We start from the raw sequence: 24,191 nt of genomic DNA, 5'->3' as shown, positions 1-24,191 counted from the left end.
ATGGATAAAATTGAAAAGGATCAATTTGAACATGTTGGTAAGAACCTAGTAGCTGCTCAGAATATAACACGCCCAAGTATGTCATATATACAAGATGCCTTTAGGAGATTAAAAAAGAGCAAGCCCTCTATAATATCCTTTTGGATTTTAGTTGTATTAATTATTATGGCAATAGTTGGCCCAATGATTTCAAAATCACTTTATGGACATACTTATAGAATCCAAAACTTAAAGCTACAAGACCAAACCTTTATTCTTTCAAATCAAAGGAGTTTAAAGTTAGTTTCTAATTCTGTATTTTCCTATGGAAAATATAAGCCTAACCTTAGAAAAACAAAATTGGAATTTAAAAATGTTAAATTGAAAAACCAATCTGGAAGGCTAAGCTTTTATATTGGTGATAAATCTGAGGAGTCATATCAAGGAGATCAAAAGGAGTATAAACTAGAGATAACAACAACAGCATCAGATAATTGGGATTCAATTATAAAAAAATTAAATATTGAAGCAGAAAAAATTTTAAAAGAAGACCCAGATTTTAGAGGAGTCACCTTCAAAATAAGTCATAACAATATAACTCTAGAAACAAAAGGTGAAAAAAAGTTCAACAGTAAATATTGGCTTGGAACCGATGATCTTGGTAGAGATTTATTTACTAGGTTATGGGAAGGCTCAAGAGTTTCTTTCCTTATTGCAATAGTATCAGTGTTGTTTACAGTGTTATTCGGTGTTGTTTATGGAGGAATATCTGGATACATTGGTGGAAGAGCTGATAATATAATGATGAGAATTATTGAAATTATTATGGTTATTCCAGATATGCTATATATTATGTTATTGTGCATTGTAATGCCTAGAGGAATTATACCTATTACAATTGTACTTGCATTTACAAGCTGGATGGGAACTGCAATATTAGTTCGTGGAGAAGTTTTAAGATTAAAACACAGTGAATATGTGATTGCATCACAAATTCTAGGTGCAGATGCGAAAAGAGTTATTTTTAAACATTTGATTCCAAATTGTATGGGGCCAATTATAGTTAACATGACTATGATGATTCCTAGGATGATATTTGCAGAGGCATTTTTAAGTTTCATCGGTTTAGGCGTACCAGCGCCATATGCATCTCTCGGAGTTCTAGTTAATGATGGAGCAAAGATTTTTTATCAATATCCTCATTTACTTATAATACCATCAATTGTTTTATGTTTAATTATGCTTTCATTTAATATGCTTGGTGATGGACTAAGAGATTCACTTGACCCTAAATTGAGGAAATAGGAGGTTGTTGACTTGAGAAAAAAGATATTAGAAGTGGAAAATTTGTATGTTTCTTTTGATACGTATGCAGGTGAGATTCAAGCAGTTCGCGGCGTTTCCTTTGAATTATTTGAAGGAGAGACACTAGCTATTGTTGGAGAATCAGGTTGTGGTAAATCTGTAACAGCTAAATCTATAATGAGACTTAACCCAGAGCCACCTGCGCGTTTTAAAAGCGGAAAAATTATTTTTAATGGTGAAGATATAATTGCTAAGTCTGAAAAAGAAATGAGAGAAATTAGAGGTAAACAGATTGGTATGATATTTCAGGACCCGATGACTTCTCTTAATCCTACAATGACAATTGGAAATCAAATAGTAGAAGGGTTAAGGACGCATAATAGCACCCTTACAAATAAACAAGCCCATAAGGTAGCACTTAATATGTTAAAGTTAGTTCAAATACCAAATGCACAGCAGCGAATTAGCGAATATCCACATCAGTTTTCTGGTGGAATGCGTCAACGTGCTATGATTGCAATTGCATTAATTTGTAATCCTAAGCTTCTTATTGCTGATGAACCTACAACTGCGCTGGATGTAACAATCCAAGCGCAAATATTGGAATTAATGAAGGATTTACAGCAAAAGATAAATACTTCTATTATAATGATTACTCATGATTTGGGTGTAGTTGCTAATATTTCACAAAGAGTAGTGGTTATGTATGGTGGAAAAATCGTAGAGTATGCAGATACTAATGAGTTATATTATAATCCAAAACATCCATATACTTGGGGGCTTTTAAGCTCAGTTCCAAGGGTTGATCTTGTTAAGACTCAAAATAGATTATCATCAATAGAAGGTACACCGCCAGATTTATTTGCGCCTCCCTCTGGATGCCCATTTGCAGATAGATGTGAGTATTCAATGAAAATTTGTAGGGAAAAGATGCCTCCTGATTTTATTATTAGTGTGGGACATGGGTCAGCCTGTTGGTTAAACCATCCTGATGCTCCAAAAGTAAATGCACCTTATCTTTTTATAACAGCAAAGGAATCTATTGAAAAGAGAGGTGAAATTTAAAATGGTTGAATTAAATAAAGTTGACTTAGATAAAAAAGAATTACTTCTTAGTGTAAAAAATTTAAAAAAATATTTTCTTGTAGAAAAAAATCAATATTTAAAAGCTGTTGATGATGTAAGTTTTGATATTTATAAGGGTGAAACACTAGGCCTCGTAGGAGAATCCGGTTGTGGAAAATCTACCTGTGGGCGAACTATTTTAAGAATTTATAACCCTACAGCAGGTACTGTTGATTTTGAAGGTAAATCCGTTCATAGCCTAAAAGGAAAAAATTTAAAGGAATATAATAGAAGAGCACAAATGATTTTCCAAGATCCATATGCTTCTTTAAATCCTAGAATGCTTGTATCTAATATTGTTGCAGAAGGTATTGATATTCATAAGCTTAGCCATGGAGAAGAGCGAAAGAAAAGAGTTGATGAACTTTTAGAATTGGTTGGACTTAATAGGGAGCATGCAAATAGATTCCCACATGAATTTAGTGGTGGGCAAAGACAGAGAATAGGAATAGCTCGTGCTCTTGCAGTAGATCCTGATTTTATCGTATGTGATGAACCTATATCTGCGTTAGATGTTTCTGTTCAAGCTCAGGTAGTAAATTTACTTCAGGAATTACAAACAAAATATGGTTTAACATTCTTGTTTATTGCACATGATCTTTCAATGGTTAAATATATTTCAGACAGAGTTGCAGTAATGTATCTTGGTTCCATAGCAGAACTTGCCAAAAGTGATGAATTATACAAAAAACCACTTCATCCTTATACAGAGGCGTTGCTTTCATCAATTCCACTACCTGATCCAATTATTGAAAAGACTAGACAAAGAATAGTGCTTGAAGGTGATGTTCCTAGTCCTATAAACCCTCCTATTGGATGTAAGTTTGTTGATAGGTGTAATAAAGCTATGGAGATTTGTCGCGAAAATAGACCTATGATGGTAGAGATAGAACCAGAACATTTTGTCGCATGCCATTTATATGATAAAAAACTTTAATCTTAAAACTATTAAAGAAGCTATAACTTCAATAATTAATAGATTTTGTGTCAAATGATGAAAATTTGAAGTTAAATATATATTCCCACAAATTAGAAATAAAGCACTATAAAAACTTATTGCATTTGAATAAGTTTTCATAGTGCTTTATTTCTACTGAAACTCCTTTTTTATATACTAAATTATAAAAATAAAATATAATCAATTTATAGTATTATTTGATACCTAGATATCAATTATATAATTGTTATCTAACAACAGAAACAAGCAAGGGGGCTTTCATATTGAAACGTAGCTTAAAACTATTAATACTTTTACTATTTACCTGCATTTTCTTAATTTTAGATTCAAAAGGTAGTAAGTTACCATCTACCATTTTCACCCCTCATATAACACCTAGTTTTAAACTTGGTGATGAATTATTATTCACAAAACATAGTGAACTTATAAAGGGCAAAAGAATTGGTCTTATTACTAATCAGACTGGCGCAAATAGCAGTGGTGAAAGTATAATCACACTACTATCTAACTATAAATCTGCAAGCTTAACAGCCTTATATGGTCCTGAGCATGGTATTGATGGAAAAGCTAAGGCCGGTGACTATGTAAAATCTTATATACACCCTAGCTTAAACATTCCTGTTTATAGCCTTTATGGAGATACAAGAAAGCCTACTAAAGACATGCTATCAAAAGTGGACATACTTATTTTTGACATTCAAGATATCGGCGCACGCTCTTATACCTATATGTCCACATTAAACTACTGCATGGTAGCTGCTGCGAAATATAATAAACCGATTATTGTTTTAGATAGACCAAATCCAATAGGTGGACAAATTGTTGATGGTCCCATACTTGAGGATAAATATACGACCTTTGTCGGTGTAGATAACTTACCGATATCTCATGGAATGACAGCTGGTGAGTTAGCTAATTTTTTCAATCGTAAAATCAGCGCTGACCTGATCGTTGTTCCTATGGAAGGCTATAGTAGGGATATGGTTTTTCAAGATACGAAATTAAAATGGATTAAAAGTTCTCCACGCATGCCAGATATTGATTCAGTTTTCAGTTATTCTGCAACTGGTATTGGAGAAGGCACTTCTATAGTTCAACAGGATTTCTTTAAATGGATAGGTGGTACTGGTATTGACTCAGATAAATATGCAAAATTATTAAACGACGCTAATTTGCCTGGAGTAAAATTTATCCCTGAGACCAAGGTCGATTCTGGTGGTGTAAAACTTCAAATAACTGATTATCATAAATTTAACCCAGCTAAAACAGGCATATACGTTCTCGCATATGCACATTCATTAAATAATTTCAAAGTACCTAAAAGTGGTAAAACCATTATAATGTTTGATAAAATCATGGGCTCGGATAAGATGGGAACCTATTTAGAAAAAGGATATACCCCACAGCAAATAGAAGCCACCTACAAAACTGCTTTAGAGGAATTTAAAATAGAAAGACAAAAGTATTTAATTTATAAATAAGAATCTAAATTCGAAGCAATAGCTTTTTTCTTGGATTATGCTATAACTAAAAAGTATATATTGCTGGAATGCTCTCACGTCGCTAAGTAATTCTAAAATTTATTTTATTTACAGTTGCTAAAAACCGCAAACTCGCTATCGCTCAAACATGCGATTTTCTTTACGCACCTGCAAATAAAATAAATTGTGAATTACTAAAGCTTGTTCGAATGCATTCTGCGCAACATATACTTTTTGTTAGCATAATCCAAGAAAAAATATTTAGTTCATAATAAGATCTCACCATAAAACTAAAATGTTTCAGACATAGAATTCTTCTACATTTATAATCATGAAGGTGAAAGCATGTAGAAGTGTGATAGATAGTATATAATGAGTTTTACAGACTCTTAGTTTATACCTTCATGTGATACATAAAATTTAGAATTAACTAGTCCACTTTGCCATTTTTTTCATATAATATTTTACCAAGCTTTAATGCTTTATGATTATCTTTCAAAGATAACACATAATAATACTAGCCTCTGCAAATTGCATATATAAAAAACATATGTTATAATTACATAAATTTTATTGAGTATAAAAATTTTATACCAAAATGAATTGCTATATTTATAATACTATAATTGTTGGAGGTATTTATGGAAAATAATCTTAAAAATGATTTAAGAAAAAATATGCTTATTCAAAGAAAAAGCATGAAGGTTGAAAATGTAAGTGCTTTTAGTAATAAAATTATTGGAACAATTATGGAATTACCGGAATTTATAAATTGCAAAAATATTATGTTATACTTAAGTTTCGGTAATGAAGTTAATACATATACCCTTGCTAAGTGGTGTTTAGATAATGGTAAGAAAGTAATTATACCCTATTGTATAAATGCGACGCGAGAAATAATACCTTTTGAAATAAATAATCTAACGAATGATCTTACTAAATCTACTTTTGGTATTATGGAGCCAAAACATGATTTATTAAAAAAAGTTTGTATGGAGGATATAGATTTAATCATAGTTCCTGGCGTAGTATTTGATGAGCATTGCAATAGGATAGGCTTTGGTGCAGGCTATTATGATAGGTTCTTACCTAAAAGAGTGGAAAACACCTCTACTATAGGTATAGCTTATGATTATCAAGTAATTAATGAAATCCCCACAGGTGTTTATGATGTGCCTTTAGATTTCATAATCACTGAAAAAAGAATAATAACTAAATTATACTAGTGTTGGAGGTGAACCCTTTGGAAAAAAGAATAGCTGCTTTCTTTGATATTGATGGTACTCTCTATAGGGAAGGTTTAATTACAGAGGTATTTAAAAAATTAATCAAAAGCGAACTTATAGAAAATGATAAATGGTACAAAGAAGTAAAACCCTTTTATGTTAAATGGGATAAGAGAATAGGAAATTATGATAATTACCTACTCAAAATGGCTGATATATATAGTGAAGCCATAATTGGTCTTCATAGCTGTCAAATTGAATTTATTGCTAGCCAAATAATAAAGCAAAAGGGAGATAGAGTTTACACCTACACCCGTGATAGAATTAAATGGCATAAGGATCAGGGTCATATAATTATTACCATATCAGGTAGCCCCATTGAACTTGTACGGGAAATGTCTATAAAATACGGTTTTGATGATTATATTGGAACAAAGTATGTATTGAATGAAAACAATATTTATACGGGTAAAATTATTCCTATGTGGGACAGCGTTAGTAAACAAACTGCCATAGAAAATTTCGTTTGTAAATATAATATTGATTTGCAGCAGAGTTATGCTTATGGAGATACTTCTGGGGATTACAATATGTTAAAGTTAATTAGCAATCCTACAGTAATTAACCCTACTAAAGAACTTTTACTAATGATTCTAGAGGATGATGGATTAAAAGAAAAAATTAATATAATACTTGAAAGAAAAGATGTGGTATATAATCTACGCCCAGAACACATTAAAATATAATATATCCATTTATTCTTGCTTTTTCTCCCAAATAACCTTTGATTTGCTAAAAAAACTACTATATAATATTATATAGTAGTTTTTTTAGTTGGAACTATTATGCATATTTTATTTTGAGAGGGGCTACATCATGTTAAAGGATTTATTTATTAACGGCACAATACTAATTTCTTTTATTTTTATAAGCAGTCAAGTATTTAAAAGAAATTTTCTAAACTTATCAAGGTCCTATAAAGATAAATTCTTATTTGGATTGACACAAGGAATACTAGGAATTATCTTGATGTTATTTACCGTAAATGTTACACCTACAGTAATTATGGATTTTCGTCATATCGCCATACTACTCGCCTCTCTTTATGCCGGTGGATTTGCAGCGATTATTACGGGGATAACCATCGCCATATTTAGGATGATCTACTTTGGTTTAAGTACCGCCGCTATAATAGCCTCTATTAACCTCTTAATTGTTGCCATTGCTTGTGCTTTGATATCAAAATTAAACATAACTAATTTTAATAAGTTTAACTATATGAACTTTATAGCCTCCACAATTATTACCAGTACATTTTTATTAACTATTAAAGATTCAACAGCACTTCGTCATACCCTTATTTATTTTTGGCTTAGCTCTTCTATTATTGGAATTCTAGCTTACTATATTTCTAATTACATGAATACTTCAATTAAGCTGCTTAATAGACTAGAACAAGAGTCAACTATAGATTTTCTTACTGGTTTAAATAACGTTAGACAATTCGATAATGCACTAAACCAGTGTTTTTTAAATGTTAATGATAAGAATGAACGTTTGTCTATCCTAATTATCGATATAGATTTTTTTAAAAAAGTAAATGACACTTATGGCCATTTAGCCGGCGATTCTGTATTACAGCAATTAGGCACCATATTATCTACCTTTTGTAGAAGTTTCGATATTGTATCTAGAATTGGAGGGGAAGAATTTTCTGTTATCTTGCCTGATTGTCCAAGCCTCCAGGCCATGGAAGTTGCAGAGCGCTTAAGGATAGCTGTAGAAACCCATGAATTTATTATATCTAATGAAATTAAAATTAATATTTCTATTTCTGTAGGTGCTGCTACTTATCCTGACAATGTATCCGATTTGGAAGTTCTTGTTAGAGAGGCCGATAATGCATTATATTCCGCTAAACATTCTGGGAGAAACAAAGTATGCCAGCCTACCATAGCGTTAAATTAAATAAACAGATTGGAAGTTTTAAACTTCCAATCTGTTTATTTAATTATCTCTTATTTGAAAATCTTTTTTTTGATATTACTGAATAAATAATCCATATGATAAATAAACTACCTATGGTTATATTTGATATAATATCTTTTAATAGAGGTATCCCCTGTCCGAGGAAAGTGCCAAATAAAATTATCCCACCTATTAAAATTAAAACAACTTTATTTAGTTTTATATATTCCCCTTTATTTGACCCCTTATACTTTTCACCATGCTTCTTTTCAAAATTTAAACCAGAAACAATAGTAGCGGCACCCATCATAACAAATATAATAGTAAAAACACTATCTCCCTGTCCCATTCCAAATCCCCCCCACACTATCTATCTTTTACTATATTAAAAATATTATATCATAAACGTTCGCAAAGACAAAAGCAACTTAGGGGCACATAACAATTAATAATTGCTATGTGCCCCTAAAAAACACCCAGAGAACTGAATAAAACACTAGTTAAATCAAAAGTTTAGATTTTTTTCTTAAGCATCCCAGGACTGGCCCTTAGAAATATAGTAAGAAATTAAGTTATGAAATTTCTCCGAAGTGACTTGCAATAAGAAGCGTAGAAACTATTGAAATTTGATTTATAAATTCTTCTTTTGCAAATATAAAATTATCGTAAGCCTGACAGGACGTCAGGCTAGCGAACCTGAGGCAGGACGCCGAATGTGAGCGTTAGATCATTTTATATTTGCAAAAGATTAGAATTTCTTAATCAAATTTCAAGTTTAAAGCTCTTTTGCAAGGCACGTAGGAGAAATTTCATACCTTTTTTAACCTATATTTCTTTTAATAAATTTGCCATTTCTATTGCAGTCACCGCAGCATCATAGCCTTTGTTACCAGATTTTGTACCTGCTCTTTCAATTGCTTGCTCAATACTCTCAGTAGTAAGCACTCCAAAAATAACTGGAACTCCTGTTTCTAACGATACAGAGGCAATTCCTTTAGTAACTTCACCTGATACATATTCAAAATGAGGTGTAGCACCTCTTATAACTGCTCCTAAACATATTACACCATCATACTTGCCAGACTTAGCCATCTTTTTTGCAATTAGAGGCATCTCAAATGCACCAGGCACCCATGCGATTTCAATATCTTCCTCTTCGACACCGTGACGTTTTAATCCATCTAGTGCTCCTGATAATAATTTACCACCTATAAACTCATTAAATCTCGCAACTATAATTCCAAATTTTAAACCCTCTGCTATTAGTTTACCTTCATATGTTTTCATGTCTATTCCTCCAATTAATTTATAATATTTTATATTTTTGTATATTCCCATAAAATAAATATCTTATATTTATTTTAATTTAAGTAAATGACCCATTTTTTTCTTTTTAGTTTCTAGATAAAATTTATTTCTTTCATTATGATTCATCTCTATAGCTACTCTTTCAACTATTTCAATTCCATAACCTGAAACACCTGTTATTTTTTTAGGATTGTTAGTCATCATTCTTATCTTTTTGGCTCCGAGCAGTTCCAATATCTGAGCTCCTATACCATAATCTCTCATATCTGCCGGAAACCCCAAAGCTATATTTGCTTCTACGGTGTCCATTCCTTTGTCTTGAAGCTCATAAGCCTTTAACTTATTGATTAATCCTATTCCGCGTCCTTCTTGCCTCATATAAACTAAAATTCCACACTCCTGCTTTGCTATTGCTTTCATAGCTGCATCGTATTGCTGCCCACAATCACATCTCATAGACCCTAGTGCATCCCCAGTAAGACACTCAGAGTGTACCCTGACAAGTACAGGTTTATTACTGTCTATTTCACCTTTAACTAACGCTACATGATGCTCTCCATTTATTTTATTGACAAAGCCATATATTTTAAATTCTCCAAATTTAGTTGGCATTTTAGCTTCTGTAACCATTTCTACAAGGCATTCAGTTTTTCTTCTATATGCAATTAAATCTACTATAGTAATTATTTTAAGTTCATGTTTTTTCACATATTCCATAAGCTCTGGAACCCTAGCCATTGATCCATCTTCATTCATAATTTCGCAAATTACCCCTGCAGGATATAATCCAGAAAGCCTTGCCATATCTACTGCTGCTTCAGTATGTCCAGCCCTTTTTAATACTCCGCCTTCTCTTGCTGCTAGAGGAAATACGTGACCCGGTCTATTAAAATCCTTTGAAGAAGCCTGAGGATCTATTACTTTTAATATAGTGGTTGCTCTTTCTGCTGCGGATATTCCTGTAGTAGTATCGATGGCATCAATAGAAACTGTAAATGCTGTTCCATGAACATCAGTATTGTTTGTAACCATTTGTTTTATATTTAATTTATCTAATCTTTCTTTAGTTGTAGGCATGCATATAAGTCCACGAGCATAGGTAGCCATAAAATTTATATTTTCCTTAGTAGCTTTTTCCGCAGCTATTATTATATCTCCTTCATTTTCCCTATCCTCGTCATCTACCACCACAATCATTTTCCCATTTTTAACATCTTCTAGTGCTTCTTCAATAGTGTTAAATTTAAACATCCTTACACCCCTTAATTTTTTTTAGTTAATGATCCACCTTGTAAGTAATTTATTAAAATCCATGCTCTAGAAGAAAATCCCTACTAATAGGTTTTTTTTCTTTTGGGACTTCTCCATATTTCAATAATTTTTCAACATATTTTGCCAACATATCACTTTCGAGATTTACCTCATCACCTATATTCTTATTTAATAGTGTTGTTTCACCCTTTGTATGAGGTATAATTGATACTTTAAATTTTTGGGCGTCCACATACGCTACAGTTAAACTAATGCCATCAATGGTTATTGAACCTTTATGTACAATATATTTTAATATATCCTCTGTAGTTTCTACGGACACCCAAGTGGCATTGTCTTCCTTATAAAAATCTACAATGGTTCCTATTCCATCAATGTGTCCACTTACTATATGGCCCCCTAATCTGTCACTAGCCATAAGTGCCCTTTCTAAATTAACGGTGAAACCAGGTTTCAATTTTCCTAAATTACTGCTTCTTATAGTCTCCGCCATTACATCTACACTAAAACTATTTTTATTGAATTCTGTTACAGTAAGACACACTCCATTGGTATTAATGCTATCACCGATCTTTGTGCCGTAAAGAATCTTTGTGGCTTTTATTGTAATTCTCGCAGACTTTGCGCCTTTTTCAATTGTCTTTATCTCCCCAATTTCCTCAATTAAACCTGTAAACATCTATTCACCTCCTTATAATAGCTTAATCAACCTTTAAACTTTCTTAACATAACCCTCAATCATAATGTCTTCATCAAATCTAGTTATTTCAATATCCCGAAGCGCAATAGAATCTTTCACATGTTCTATTCCCTTGCCTCCTACAGTTGTTTTACTAGAAGTTCCCCCAAATATTTTTGGAGAAATAAATGTAATTATTTTATCAACTATACCTGCCTCTATTGCCGAATAATTTATAGTGCTTCCGCCCTCGAGTAGAATACTATCTATTCCCATTTCACCTAGCACAGTCATTAAATGTTTCAAATCCACCCAATTATTTTTACTATGAGTTACAATAACCTCTGCACCCTTTTGTTTTATAGCTTCGATTTTACTCTTATCTGCAAATTCTGTTGTAACGATAATAGTTTTTGTTTTTTCATCGCATTTTAATACCTTTGCCTCTAAGGGTATTCTTGCCCTACTATCTATAATTATTCTAGTGGGGTTTAAGCTAATCAAACCCTCTCTTCTTGTTGTAAGCTCCGGGTCATCCGTAAGTATTGTTCCAATCCCCACCATAATTCCAGTTACCCTTTGTCTTAATTCATGCACATATGCTCTAGATTTTTCATTACTTATCCACTTTGAATCACCAGTAGCGGTTGCTATTTTTCCGTCTAGAGTCATAGCAGTTTTCATTATACAAAATGGTTGTTTCGAACTTATGTACTTTATAAAAATTTCATTTGTTTTCATTATTTCTTTTTCCATTATGCCTGTAGTCACTTCTATACCGCTTTTTCTAAGGATTTCTATGCCTCTACCTGCAACCAATGGGTTAGGGTCTATCATTCCAATTACAACTTTAGATATTTTATTCTTCACTATAGCATCAGCACAGGGCGGGGTTTTACCATAGTGAGAGCAAGGCTCCAAAGTTACGTACATGGTTGCACCCTCTACATCTTCGTTGGCATTTTTAAAAGCATTTACTTCCGCATGTGGTCCACCAAAATATTCATGATATCCTTCACCGATTATTCTATTGTCTTTTACAATAACAGCACCCACTAGTGGGTTGGGATTTACGAATCCTACTGCTTTTTTAGATAATTCAAGTGCTCTTTTCATATAATAATTGTCCAAATTACCACCCCTAATTCTATAATTGTAATGTAAGTCTTAATTTGTATTTCTTTTCTTAGTATGCATATCTTTAATTAAATAAAATCATATAAATTAATAAAAGCCCTGAAAACAATGTTTTCAGGGCTTAATAAGCTTAATATATTTAATATCAAAATACAAAAGCATATTCACAACTATCTTCATAGTTAATAAATAAAAACCTCTCATATCTATCATTACGCTCCTTCTCTCATCCAGACTTTACTGTCGGCTCTGGAATCCAACCAGATCTACCTTTCGGCTCGCGGGCTATACCGCCGGTTAGGAATCTCACCTACCCTGAAGGATCTATTTAATTTTCAACTTAAGAATAGCACTTTGTTATTTTCGTGTCAAGTGCCTATATAAAAATTTACTCATATTACTATAGGATAAAAATGAAGATGGTTTTATTTGTTTTTCTTGTTTCTTGTTTCACTGTTTTTTATATTTACATCATTGGCACGCATATCTTTGTCATTATCTGTTCTTTTAATTCCTACTGAAGATAATTGCTCATTTGTAAGCTTCTGCTTTACAGTCATTTAAAACACTCCCCTTTCTTAATTTATATTTTCCACCGAAAGAGAGATTTATACTACTATTATTTTTCTAACCACTAAAAAAATTTATAAGCATCTTCCTCTCTTAAAAATATAAATTAATTGTTGAAAAAACAATTTTATTGTCATATTAAGATTTATTTCTGTTTTTTACTTTACAAGGTTAACGTGTTAAAGTAAAATGATATTTATAGGAATTATAGCTTATACATAAGATAAATAAAGGAGTGTTAAAAATGAAAAATAAATTTAAATTACTAATGGTGGCAATGCTTTCCACTACTATTTTAACTGCCTGCGGAGGTACAACATCCGCAGATACTTCATTAAAAGATATTAAGGACAAGAAAGAATTAATAATTGGTCTTGATGATAATTTCCCACCAATGGGCTTTAGAGATAAGAGTGGTGAAATTGTAGGCTTTGACATTGATATGGCAAAAGAAGTAGGCAAGCGCATGGGGGTAGCCGTAACCTTTAAACCTGTAGAATGGGATGGCATTATATTAAGTCTAAATAATAAAGATATCGATGCTATATGGAATGGATTAACAATAACAAACAAGCGAAAAGAACAAATTGCTTTTTCTAAAGTATACCTTCAAAATAAGCAAATAATTATCGTGAAAAATAAATCAATTATTTCCAGTAAAATTGATTTAAAGGATAAAGTTGTAGGCCTGCAAATGGGTAGTAGCAGTGAAACTGCTCTTACTCGCGATGCACTGCTGATATCTTCACTAAAAGAGGTTAAGAAGTACTCAAATAATACAGAGGCACTACTGGATTTAAACGCTGGGCGTATTGATGCTATTGTAGTAGATGAAGTAGTTGGGAGATACTATTCTAGTAAAAAAGCTGGTGAATATAAAGTACTTAATGAAAACCTCGGAGTAGAAGATTATGGCGTAGGTATAAGAAAAACTGATACAAGCCTTACTGCAGAAATAGACAAACTTTTAGGAGAAATCAAAAGCGATGGAACTGCAAATACAATATCCCAAAAATGGTTTGGCAAGGATATAATCAACAAATAATAATTATTAATTTTTCGGAAGTGGGTGTTATTTTTGGCTAATTTTATAGATATTACAGCTTATATTTTAAAAGGGAGCATCTTTACAATTGAGTTGTACTTTGCAACGATAATCTTTTGTTTGCCTCTTGGAGTAATAGGTGCACTAATTAAAGTCTCAAACTTAAAAATACTTAGTAAAATTGTAGACCTCTATACTTGGTTTTTTAGAGGAACACCACTACTTCTTCAACTTTTTTTCACATATTTCGGATTACCTATTATCGGTATTAAATTTTCTCCTTTCACTGCAGCAACCCTTACCTTTTCTTTGAATTACGGAGCTTATTTTACTGAAATATTCAGATCAGGTATTCAATCCATAGATAGAGGACAATATGAGGCTGCCAAAGCGTTAGGCATGAATTATAGACAAACTATGTCAAAAATTATTCTACCCCAAGCCTTTAAACGGATAATTCCTCCTACTTGTAATGAGGGAATTACTCTGATAAAAGACACCGCTCTAGTAGCTGCTATTGGATTACAGGATTTATTAAGAGCTGCTAGAGAAATTGTGACTAGAGATTTTACAATCGCTCCTTTCTTTATTGCGGCAATAATATATTTAATATTTACTTCACTTGTTGTAATGGCTTTTAAAAAGTTAGAAAAAAAATATTCAGTTTACGAATAAGAAAAACCCGGTAAATGAAAAAGATTAACTTATATGCTAACATATAAGTTAATCTTTTTCGTATTAAATATTTATTAAAACACTTACTATTTAAGAATTAAATTTAGAGCTTGATCCAAATCAGCAATAATATCTTCAACATTTTCAAGACCTACTGCTAGTCTTACTAAACCATCAGTTATACCAGCCTCTAATCTTTCCTCTTGTGAATATGGTGAGTGAGTCATTGAAGCTGGATGCTCAATTAGTGTTTCAGCATCACCTAAACTAACAGCTATACTGCAAAGCTGCGTAGAATTTAATACTTTTTTACCTTCTTCAATTCCACCCTTTATTTCAAAAGCAATAATAGCGCCTGGAAGATTCATTTGTTTTTTTGCCAGTGCATACTGCTCAAAACTTTTAAGTCCCGGGAAATATACTTTTTCTACTGCTGGATGAGCTTCTAAAAACTCAGCTACAGCCATTGCATTGCTGCAGTGTCTTTCCATTCTTATTTCTAATGTTTTCATTCCTCTTATAATTAAAAATGCATCAAAAGGACTTAAACAAGATCCTGTCATATCCTTAACACCAAATAATCTAACCTGATCAATAAATGCTTTAGATCCAATAGCAAAACCAGAAATTACATCACCATGTCCATTTATAAATTTAGTTCCAGAGTGTATTACAACGTCTGCGCCTAGTTCTAATGGTCTTTGTATGTATGGAGTACTAAATGTGTTATCCACCATAACTATACAATTTTCCCTTTCGTGGGCAATCTTTGATATCGCCTCAATATCTGTTATAAGTAATGTTGGATTTGCAGGTGTTTCTAAGAAAATAACCCTTGTATTTTCTTTCATAGCATTTTTAACCTCTTCTAAATTAGAAGCATCCACAAAAGTAACTTCAACACCATATCTAGAAATACCATGAGCCAAAAACGCATGAGTACAACCATATATAGTTTGTGCTGCAACTACATGGTCTCCAGCCTTTAATGCTGTCCACATAGCTGAAGATATAGCTCCTATGCCTGATGCCATAGACATACATGCTTCTCCACCTTCAAGCATTGCCAATTTTTCCTCGAGTACTGTATTAGTAGGATTCCCAAGTCTTGTATATATATATCCTTCTTCCTCTCCTGCAAATCTTCTTCCACCTTGCTCAGCTGAGTCAAAAACAAAGGTAGCTGTTTGATGTATTGGAGTAGCAAGTGATCCGTATTGATCCTTCTTATTTCCACCATGTATTGCTTTAGTTGCGAATCCACTCTTACGTAAATGTTCTGTATTCATTATAATTCCCCCTAAAGTGATTATTTCTTCATATAAATATATATACGCAATAATGCTGCCACTTTATTGTAAAGGTTTTCTTATTTCATATAAAAGGGTTCTTTAATCATATTAAAACAAATAACTTTCCATTTGTTTTATGTGCCAATGGTGTTTAACTACAGTTTTATATAAATAAAATTTGGAAAATTGAGTTTAAACTATTACTATAAAAAACGTTGCTTGTCTTTTATTTAATAAGTGGAATTTTTTATAACCACTAGGGTCGTAAAACTGTAAAATTTTCTTTCCAAGCGGAAAGAAAATTTTACAGTTTTAACTAAACCTCGCCTTCATATATTTTATATTTTTTAATTTTATTTATAATAGTAGTGTGTGAAACTCCTAATTCTTTTGCTGTCTTTCTCAAGCTTTTATTTCTCCCAAGCGCAGTTACTATAGCCTGTTTTTCACAAATCTCCACTACTTCTTTAAGCTTCAAATCACTATGCACATCCAAAGCAATTTTATTTTCTTCCAGACGTGCTACTCCGATATCCATAATAAGATTCTGTGAAGATATATATTGTCCATCACACAAATTCATAGCCCTCTCAATTACATTTTGTAGTTCACGTATGTTACCTGGCCAATTATATGCCTGTAATTTATTTATAAAAGAAAGTTCTGCACCCTTTATTTCTTTATTTAACCTTTTATTAAATTTAGAAATAAACAGTGTAACTAAGGATGAAATATCCTCTATTCTATCCCTAAGGGGTGGGATGACTATTGGAATAACATTTAATCTATAATATAAATCTTCTCTGAATTTCCCATGCAAAAGCATCTCTTCCAAGTTTCTATTAGTAGCCGCAATAATTCTTACATTTACATTCTCTTCTTTTGTACTACCAATCTTTCTAATAACGCCTTCTTGAAGTACCCTTAAAAGCTTTGCCTGCAGCACTATAGATAGTTCTCCTATTTCATCTAAAAACAAGGTTCCACCATCTGCCTCTTTAAAGAGACCTTCTTTTCCGCTATTCATAGCCCCTGTAAAGCTGCCTTTTTCATAACCAAATAGTTCGCTTTCTATTAAACTATCTGGTAGAGCTGCACAATTTATAGTTACAAAAGGTCTATTTTTCCTGCTACTTAAACTCTGAATTGCCTTTGCAAATAGCTCTTTTCCGGTACCACTCTCGCCTCTAAAGAGTATAGTAGAATCACTTTTAGCTACAGTTTCAACTATTTTTTTTACAAACTCAATTTTATTACTATTTCCTACAATTTCCTTAAATGCCCCTTGAGTAGTTCCAGCGATAACATTTGCAATCTCTATAGCTTTATGAATATCCTTAATAGATGCAACCGCACCTACAGTAATATTATTATCATCTACAATTGGTCTCCCTGTAGTTAGGTAATGTACCTCTCCTCTTTCTGTTTTAACATTCACTTCCACATTATCATACTTTAACCCAGTATTTATAAGTTCTACAGCTGGAGCATCTCGGCCTATTAATTTTCTAATATCCGTTCCTATTGCCTCTTCTTTTTTACAATGAAATACTTTTTCACAATAATTATTAAAAATATCTATTTGAAATTTTTTATTTATAACCATTATGCCTTCATCTACTGAATCTAAAATTGCTAAAAGCTTTCTTTCATTTTCTTCATAGTTAAGTAAATCCATTTCATTGATCATAACAACGTCTTCAATTGCAATGAGTTGTTTTTTTAATGCTTCCTTCTCCTGTTCATCCATATTCTGCATCTTAACACAAATCTTTTTAGGAAACACTTCCACAGAAAGGAGGTTTATTGCAGCTTTATAAATTTTCTCTAATATCATTACAGTTATTCCCAATCTATCTTTAGTTATTATTTCAAATCTAGTGTTTTTCTCCATTTTCTCTCCTCTTGACTTCCTCATTTACATAAAATTATAGCATACAAATAGATATACTTGTATGCTAGGATTTCTTTATTCACAGTATATAGCTAATAAAAACTGCGCTTATAATATAATTTAAATTTAGTCCTTAGGTCTTTGAATTACTCCCCATAAAATTTCAATAATTACCCCTACTAAAGTTCCAATAGCATACCCTAATAAGTCACTCCATGAAAATACATATCCTAATACCAATCCACCTAAAGTTGTTCTTCTGATATTATCTATCCAGTTAGAATGATATAATTGGCTAAGTTCAATAAGATAGCAAAAGGATATTCCAATTAATGAAATTATTTTAGTTTCCATCTCTCTAAAAATAAAACTAACCCCAATAAAAATCATTAACGCCCACAGAGCATCCCCTAAATATATATTCAAAAAAGCTGGTAGTACATCTGTTAACTTTCTTGACCCTAATCCTAAAATAATTACAATTATTATCATTACTGCATACAGTAACCTATTTCGTTTGTAGGTCATACCTAATCCTCACCTCAAATCACTCACTCTAAACTTAAACTTTAGCTAATTTAAATCTATGAGTTTTCTAGCTCTATATTTAGAATAATTAAATTCATACCAAGAATGCCCTTCTGATAACTCTTTCTTTACATCCTCTAAATACTTATTAACCTCTCTAGCAACCCCAAGGTTAGAATCCTCTTTTAATTTTAAAATCTCTGGTATAGCATCATAGGATAAGGACCTTAAATATTGCACATCAATTTTCTGGGTTTTATAATATATGTCTATGTTCTTACTCGCAATTATTTTATCTACATTAATGTAGTTTACTAAAATAAACATACTCAAGCCAATTAGGATAATTGCCTTATTAAGTGGCATGTTCCTTTTCCAAATCCCTATTAAAACCACTATAAATAACATAAATAGCATTAGCATAAATATATGAACGAAAATTCTTAAATAAGTAAATCCATAAGTTTGTTCATATAATGACATCTTATAGTGAGCTGAAAACAACATGTTAAAAGTAAAGGCTACTAGTATTGTTAAAAACACATTAGATATATTATTTATTGTCTTATTATCCTTTTTAATAAATTTCATACTGCTGAGCAATATAGTAAAATTAATTATTGTAACAGCCACAAGCTCAAAAAAACCTTTTCTTGCATATTCTGAGTAAGTGAATTCTTGTGGAATAAAATTATTCCCGCCACCATAAAGATAGGAAAACTGTACAATTGAAAACAAAAGATATACCACATTTATCATAAAAATAATTGTTAAAATAGTAACGGGCTCCCATTGCATATCCTTCCTAGTATTTTCACCTTGATCGCAGGTATACTTAAAACTCCATATATATGAAAAAATAATAATGAACGCTATTATAATAACTATTAAATGATTTATAATTTTCCCTAAGCTTATATTCTCAAATCGAATTGAAAAATTATTTACATAGCTTTTGAATACCATATCTGCTGATGTTAATAAAACTAAAATTACAACTAATAATGGTATAGAAATAATTACTCCCCTTAAAATATTTTTCTTTGTAGAGCTTAGTTCTTTTTTATTTTTTCTAGTGATATTACCTTTTATAAATATGAAAGGCTTATAAGCATTTTCTGCAATAGATTTAAAAGTTCTGCTAAACACTATTTTGATTATATCTATATTATCCCATTTTATATTCTCATACCTAATTAATACTGTACATGCAGCAGTAAGAACCAATATCATAATCCCATTAAAAAAGTTCAAAATACCATTTGAATGAATAGAGAAATTTAGTGCAATTAGCAAAGTGGGAATAATCAATACAAACCCAATACTTTTTTTAAACCAAACCTTTCCGCGAACACTCCATAAGAAAAACCCCATGAACATAACATAAAAAATAAGAATAGAAATACCAGCCTGTTTGCCAGTAAAAAAATTTTCATATATTATAGATAAAATAAGAGCAACGCCTATAGTAACCATTTTTTCCTTCATGCTAATTTGAGAATCTGTGTGTTTTATTTCTTTCTTCCGTTTTTTATTTAATAGTTGCATATTGTCATACTTATAATTGGGAAATGAAAACACTAGCTTTTCAACTGCTTTTAGCCAATCTCCACTGTAATCTTGCTCTATGCACTCTTCTAATAAAAGTCTTAAATAGCTTATGTCAGTTCTATTAAATTTTTCTTTTTCAGATAAATGAATCCATTGAAGACCTTCCATTTTTAAATTACCTAAAGATTTTTTAATTTCTTTAGTTGCAATATCAAACTTATCATTAGGATTTTCTATGCTAATTAAGAAAGTTTCTGTGTCTGAACATAGCTCTTTATTAAATTTAAGAATAACTTTAAAAGGCACATTTATTTGCTCTGTAATCGCACGAGTCATTGCACCACTCGCGGTTTCCCCTTCATTAATTTCTCCCCTAACAAAAAAATTAATTGGTTGTTTATTCTCTTTATAACCATATGCCATAAGCAGCATATTGTCCTTTATAATAATAGCTTGCACATACTCCTTCTCCATTATAATTACCCCTCCATTATTTTAATCTTCTTCCCTATATTCCAGTATATCTCCAGGTTGGCAATCCAATTCCCTACAAATAGCTTCTAATGTACTAAATCTAATGGCCTTTGCTTTAGAAGTCTTTAGTATAGATAGATTTGCATTTGTGATTCCAACTCTGATTGATAACTCTTGCAGTGATGTCTTCCTTTTTGCCATCATTACATCTAAATTTACGACAATTGCCATATTCATCCTCCTAGTAGTTCCCTTTATATTGTAAATTCATTTTCTTCTTTCGCTTCAACAGCTTGCTTAAATACCTGAGATAAAATTAAAATAAAACACCCAGCAAAAAAGAATATTAAAAATTCAATATCAGTATGTATTCCACTATTGTCAACATAGGCAATATTAAAGTTTTTATATTGACCATTTATAATAAAATTTATAGCATAACAAATTGAAATTACAAAACTTAACAAAGATATCCTTTTCAAACAGTGAACATTATCTTTAATAAAAGGTGTTATATTTATTAAAGAGTTAACTATTTTTCTAAGGTTAAATAAGATTAGTATAACTGCAATTCCTCCTAGGCTAAATAAAATGTATGTGGTAATAAATCTACCCCAGGACATATCTACTACCTTTTCCATTAATATTCCTTTTGACAACATAAAATAAATAACAATTCCAGTAATAATCATAATATCTAATGATATTTTTAATAATGAAGCTAACGACATTTTGCCATAATATTTCATTTGATGTTCCTCCCGCTGTAATATTTCCTACAATTTCAATATTACTACAACACAAGTCATTTATCAATATATTTTTATTGTTTTTCAATAAAAATGTATTAAAAAACAATTTCAAACTGAAATTACTGAAATTTCAATTGTAAAATATAGTCTATATTTCAAACTTATGTTAACAACTATTATAATTGTATCTTTTAATTGTAGCTTTTGATATAATATTGATTGATGCTTTTGACTTAATTAGCATTTTGTATATTTTGTATTGAAGGGATTTTTGTACTTATATTCTTATCAATATTTTATTTAATATGGGAGGTTGATTAAATTAACATGTTTTATTATTTAATAAATTCTATGCATTGGTCCTGGGTTCAGTTTTTTATTATTATTTCGAACTCTTCAGACCCCGCTCCTCAGCTTATACTAACCTTTGTGGTTTTTATTATATTATATCTCTTGAATAACAAATTAGAAGCTATATGTTGTGTATTTAGTATTGGCATCACTGGTTTTACCAACTTAATACTTAAGAACACGATAAAAAGATATAGACCCTTGGAAATACGATTAATTGAGGCTGAAGGCTACAGTTTTCCTAGCGGTCATTCTTCTATTTCTACAGCTATTGGTCTTGTTCTTATTTATTTTATACTTAAACGAATGAAGAATAAAAAAATCGCCTATATACTCAGCGGTTTAATATTTACATATTTAATTCTTGTGGGGATTAGTAGGGTTTATCTAGGTGTTCACTATCCAACAGATGTTCTTGGTGGATGGGCTCTCGCTGCAATATGGTCATATGTTACTATTTGTGCTTATAAGTTTTGTATGAACAAAGGCGTAAATAAATTCCTGGATAAATATTTTACTGTAAAACTTAATCTTTTTAAACGTAAGGCAAAATCTATTTAGTTTTTCTATGCCAATAAAGCCCTAATTATTCATTATTGAATAATTAGGGCTTTATTGGCATAGAATTTTTCACTTCTGGTGTTTCTAATTCATAATCAATCATCAGGAATTCCATCATATTAACACAAAATGCCCTTCTGATACTTCTACCAATTGACTTGTTTCTTGCAAAAGCCCCTCTTTAATGGGATTATACTTGATACGAGTTCTCTTTTGCGCACACTCTGGATCTGGAACAAGGATTGATGAAAACAAGGCTTTGGTATAAGGATGGATGGGATTTCGATATAATTCCTTGGTTTCAGCCAGCTCAACAATTTTCCCATGGTACATAACGCCTACTCGGTTGCATACATATCTTACCATTTCTAAATCATGTGAAATGAACAAACAGGTCAGACCATTCTCTCTCTGAAGTTTTTTGAATAAATTTACAATCTGAGCTTGAATTGAAACATCTAAAGATGCAATAGGCTCATCCGCAATTATGAATTCGGGATCAAGGCTAAGTGCCCTTGCAACTCCTACACGTTGCCTCTGTCCACCTGAACATTCAAAGGGATAATAGTCTTCATAAATCCTATCTAGTCCCACTAAATTCATAAGCTTATAAACCTTCTCCATGCGCTCTTCTTTCTTCTTATACAATTTTTGAATTATAAGAGGCTCCTCAATAATTTCTTTTATTGTCATTCGTGAATTTAGAGATGAGGTTGAATCTTGAAATATAATTTGCATATTTCTATTTATAGATTTTTTTTCTGCCCTATAAATTTTACGATCTGATATAAGCTTTCCTCTATAATAGATTTCTCCCCCTGTTGGCTTATAAATATTAATAATGCTTCTACCCGTCGTTGATTTTCCTGAACCAGATTCACCCACTAGGCCCAATATTTCTCCTTTGTAAATATCGAAAGATATATCATCAACGGCTTTAATTAAAGTGTTTCTATCTAATTTGAAGTATTGTTTTAATTTTTTCACTTCCAATATTTTTTCAGTCTTCATTCTACATCCCTCTAAATTCTTTAAATCTAATGGTTGGCTTTATTTTCGGAGCATCTTTGTGCAAAAGCCAAGTTGCAGCACTATGAGTATCGCTAATTTTAAACATAGGTGGCTGAGTCAGATAATCTATCTTCAATGCATATTTGTTTCTCTGTGCAAAAGCATCGCCTTTTGGCGGATTCAATAAACTCGGGGGCATTCCTGGTATACAATTCAAATTTCCCTCCTCTAAATCCATATTAGGTAAAGAAGACATTAATCCTAAGGTATAAGGATGTCGTGGATCATAAAAAATATCTTTACTAGTACCTATTTCAACAATCTTTCCAGCATACATAACTGCAACCCTTTGGGCTAACTTGGCAACAACACCTAAATCATGCGTAATAAATATGATTGATATCCCAGTTTTTATTTGTAATTCTTGAATAAGCTCTATTATTTGAGCTTGGGTAGTTACGTCTATAGCAGTAGTTGGTTCGTCAGCAATTAATACTTTCGGCTTGCAGGCCAGTGCAATTGCAATGACACTTCTCTGTATCATACCTCCAGAGAGCTGATAGGGATACTGATTAAATCTTTTTTCTGCATGATCAATCCCCACAAGCTCCATAAGTTCTATGCTTTTCACTTTTGCTTCACTTTTGCTAATCTTCTCATGGATCAATACCGCTTCCATGATCTGTTTGCCAATAGACATAGTAGGATTTAAAGAAGTCATGGGATCTTGAAGGATCATAGATATCTCCCTGCCTCTAACCTTATCCATAGATTTGCTTGATAAATTTGTTAAGTTCACTCCATTAAGAATAACTTCTCCACTTTTTATAAAGCCATTCTCTGGAAGTATGCGCAAAATACTTTTACATAATACGGATTTTCCGCAGCCTGATTCTCCAAGTATGGCTAAAACCTCTCCTTTTTTCAGAGAAAAAGAAACATCTCTAACCGCTTGCACTTCACCTGCCTTAGTTAAAAAGCTTACAACTAAATTATTTACTTCTAACAAATCCTTCATAAACTCTCCTATTCTTTAGAAACCACAAAGG

General features: G+C 31.7%; 24 protein-coding genes and 1 riboswitch. Of the genes, 10 read left to right on the top strand and 14 right to left on the bottom strand.

Going from position 1 to position 24,191, the window contains the following annotated elements:
* From KPL50_RS11805 to KPL50_RS11775, 7 genes are all read left to right on the top strand, one after another.
* Entirely contained in the window at positions 1 to 1,284 is a 1,284-nt protein-coding gene (locus KPL50_RS11805) for an ABC transporter permease (protein ID WP_216298666.1), read from the top strand.
* Between the two features lie 12 nt (positions 1,285 to 1,296).
* Positions 1,297 to 2,349, top strand: coding sequence for an ABC transporter ATP-binding protein (locus tag KPL50_RS11800; protein ID WP_216298665.1), 1,053 nt, complete (start codon positions 1,297 to 1,299; stop codon positions 2,347 to 2,349).
* Between the two features lies 1 nt (position 2,350).
* On the top strand, positions 2,351 to 3,346 hold the full coding sequence (locus KPL50_RS11795) for an ABC transporter ATP-binding protein (RefSeq protein WP_216298664.1): 996 nt from the start codon (positions 2,351 to 2,353) through the stop codon (positions 3,344 to 3,346).
* Between the two features lie 284 nt (positions 3,347 to 3,630).
* Positions 3,631 to 4,848, top strand: coding sequence for a DUF1343 domain-containing protein (locus KPL50_RS11790; protein WP_253200580.1), 1,218 nt, complete (start codon positions 3,631 to 3,633; stop codon positions 4,846 to 4,848).
* A 641-nt stretch (positions 4,849 to 5,489) separates the two neighbouring features.
* Positions 5,490 to 6,074: a 5-formyltetrahydrofolate cyclo-ligase gene (locus KPL50_RS11785; RefSeq protein ID WP_216298663.1), complete on the top strand. Its 585-nt coding sequence runs from the start codon at positions 5,490 to 5,492 to the stop codon at positions 6,072 to 6,074.
* A 17-nt stretch (positions 6,075 to 6,091) separates the two neighbouring features.
* Positions 6,092 to 6,820, top strand: coding sequence for an HAD-IB family hydrolase (locus tag KPL50_RS11780; protein ID WP_216298662.1), 729 nt, complete (start codon positions 6,092 to 6,094; stop codon positions 6,818 to 6,820).
* A gap of 130 nt (positions 6,821 to 6,950) precedes the next feature.
* Positions 6,951 to 8,042 carry a diguanylate cyclase gene (locus KPL50_RS11775; protein WP_216298661.1) on the top strand — a complete coding sequence of 364 codons (1,092 nt, stop codon included), beginning with the start codon at positions 6,951 to 6,953 and terminating at the stop codon, positions 8,040 to 8,042.
* A 43-nt stretch (positions 8,043 to 8,085) separates the two neighbouring features.
* Here the strand turns inward: KPL50_RS11775 and KPL50_RS11770 are convergent, their stop codons facing one another.
* From KPL50_RS11770 to KPL50_RS27490, 6 genes are all read right to left on the bottom strand, one after another.
* Entirely contained in the window at positions 8,086 to 8,391 is a 306-nt protein-coding gene (locus KPL50_RS11770; RefSeq protein WP_216298660.1) for a hypothetical protein, read from the bottom strand.
* Positions 8,392 to 8,867: 476 nt separating this feature from the next.
* Positions 8,868 to 9,329 (bottom strand): 6,7-dimethyl-8-ribityllumazine synthase, encoded by a 462-nt coding sequence (gene ribE / locus KPL50_RS11765; protein ID WP_216298659.1) that lies wholly within the window; start codon positions 9,327 to 9,329, stop codon positions 8,868 to 8,870.
* Positions 9,330 to 9,398: 69 nt separating this feature from the next.
* The gene (locus tag KPL50_RS11760) at positions 9,399 to 10,601 is read right to left on the bottom strand and encodes a bifunctional 3,4-dihydroxy-2-butanone-4-phosphate synthase/GTP cyclohydrolase II (RefSeq protein WP_216298658.1); all 1,203 of its coding nucleotides are present in this window, start codon (positions 10,599 to 10,601) and stop codon (positions 9,399 to 9,401) included.
* A gap of 52 nt (positions 10,602 to 10,653) precedes the next feature.
* Positions 10,654 to 11,301, bottom strand: coding sequence for a riboflavin synthase (locus tag KPL50_RS11755; RefSeq protein WP_216298657.1), 648 nt, complete (start codon positions 11,299 to 11,301; stop codon positions 10,654 to 10,656).
* A gap of 33 nt (positions 11,302 to 11,334) precedes the next feature.
* Entirely contained in the window at positions 11,335 to 12,432 is a 1,098-nt protein-coding gene (ribD, locus tag KPL50_RS11750) for a bifunctional diaminohydroxyphosphoribosylaminopyrimidine deaminase/5-amino-6-(5-phosphoribosylamino)uracil reductase RibD (protein ID WP_216298656.1), read from the bottom strand.
* A gap of 220 nt (positions 12,433 to 12,652) precedes the next feature.
* Positions 12,653 to 12,765, bottom strand: a riboswitch (FMN riboswitch).
* Positions 12,766 to 12,863: 98 nt separating this feature from the next.
* Positions 12,864 to 12,998, bottom strand: coding sequence for a hypothetical protein (locus tag KPL50_RS27490; RefSeq protein WP_290443230.1), 135 nt, complete (start codon positions 12,996 to 12,998; stop codon positions 12,864 to 12,866).
* Positions 12,999 to 13,252: 254 nt separating this feature from the next.
* Between KPL50_RS27490 and KPL50_RS11745 the strand changes: the two genes are divergently transcribed.
* Positions 13,253 to 14,053, top strand: a complete 801-nt coding sequence (locus KPL50_RS11745; RefSeq protein ID WP_216298655.1) for an amino acid ABC transporter substrate-binding protein — start codon at positions 13,253 to 13,255, stop codon at positions 14,051 to 14,053.
* A gap of 33 nt (positions 14,054 to 14,086) precedes the next feature.
* Positions 14,087 to 14,728, top strand: a complete 642-nt coding sequence (locus KPL50_RS11740) for an amino acid ABC transporter permease (protein WP_216298654.1) — start codon at positions 14,087 to 14,089, stop codon at positions 14,726 to 14,728.
* Between the two features lie 86 nt (positions 14,729 to 14,814).
* Here KPL50_RS11740 and megL read toward each other — a convergent pair whose 3' ends face one another.
* From megL to KPL50_RS11710, 6 genes are all read right to left on the bottom strand, one after another.
* Complete coding sequence (gene megL / locus KPL50_RS11735) at positions 14,815 to 16,017, bottom strand: methionine gamma-lyase (RefSeq protein ID WP_216298653.1); 1,203 nt, start codon at positions 16,015 to 16,017, stop codon at positions 14,815 to 14,817.
* A gap of 319 nt (positions 16,018 to 16,336) precedes the next feature.
* On the bottom strand, positions 16,337 to 17,914 hold the full coding sequence (locus tag KPL50_RS11730; protein WP_216298652.1) for a sigma 54-interacting transcriptional regulator: 1,578 nt from the start codon (positions 17,912 to 17,914) through the stop codon (positions 16,337 to 16,339).
* Between the two features lie 126 nt (positions 17,915 to 18,040).
* Positions 18,041 to 18,442: a DUF2809 domain-containing protein gene (locus KPL50_RS11725; RefSeq protein ID WP_216298651.1), complete on the bottom strand. Its 402-nt coding sequence runs from the start codon at positions 18,440 to 18,442 to the stop codon at positions 18,041 to 18,043.
* 45 nt (positions 18,443 to 18,487) lie between these two features.
* Positions 18,488 to 20,467, bottom strand: coding sequence for a DUF4153 domain-containing protein (locus KPL50_RS11720; RefSeq protein WP_216298650.1), 1,980 nt, complete (start codon positions 20,465 to 20,467; stop codon positions 18,488 to 18,490).
* 21 nt (positions 20,468 to 20,488) lie between these two features.
* Entirely contained in the window at positions 20,489 to 20,698 is a 210-nt protein-coding gene (locus KPL50_RS11715) for a helix-turn-helix transcriptional regulator (protein ID WP_216298649.1), read from the bottom strand.
* A 23-nt stretch (positions 20,699 to 20,721) separates the two neighbouring features.
* A complete protein-coding gene (locus KPL50_RS11710) occupies positions 20,722 to 21,216 on the bottom strand; it encodes a DUF2975 domain-containing protein (RefSeq protein WP_216298648.1) in 495 nt (164 codons plus the stop codon).
* Between the two features lie 330 nt (positions 21,217 to 21,546).
* Here KPL50_RS11710 and KPL50_RS11705 point away from each other — a divergent pair, with 330 nt between their 5' ends.
* Positions 21,547 to 22,131 (top strand): phosphatase PAP2 family protein, encoded by a 585-nt coding sequence (locus tag KPL50_RS11705; RefSeq protein ID WP_216298647.1) that lies wholly within the window; start codon positions 21,547 to 21,549, stop codon positions 22,129 to 22,131.
* Positions 22,132 to 22,245: 114 nt separating this feature from the next.
* Here KPL50_RS11705 and KPL50_RS11700 read toward each other — a convergent pair whose 3' ends face one another.
* Both KPL50_RS11700 and KPL50_RS11695 read right to left on the bottom strand, forming a co-directional pair.
* Positions 22,246 to 23,142 (bottom strand): ABC transporter ATP-binding protein, encoded by an 897-nt coding sequence (locus KPL50_RS11700; RefSeq protein WP_216298646.1) that lies wholly within the window; start codon positions 23,140 to 23,142, stop codon positions 22,246 to 22,248.
* A 1-nt stretch (position 23,143) separates the two neighbouring features.
* Positions 23,144 to 24,160: an ABC transporter ATP-binding protein gene (locus KPL50_RS11695; protein WP_216298645.1), complete on the bottom strand. Its 1,017-nt coding sequence runs from the start codon at positions 24,158 to 24,160 to the stop codon at positions 23,144 to 23,146.
* Positions 24,161 to 24,191: the final 31 nt, after the last annotated feature.

It is taken from the genome of Clostridium sp. CF012 (assembly GCF_018861755.1).
Taxonomy (GTDB): Bacteria; Bacillota; Clostridia; order Clostridiales; family Clostridiaceae; genus Clostridium_AD.
The sequence above is the reverse complement of the archived record's forward strand: the minus strand, read 5'-3'. Positions and strand labels throughout refer to the sequence as shown.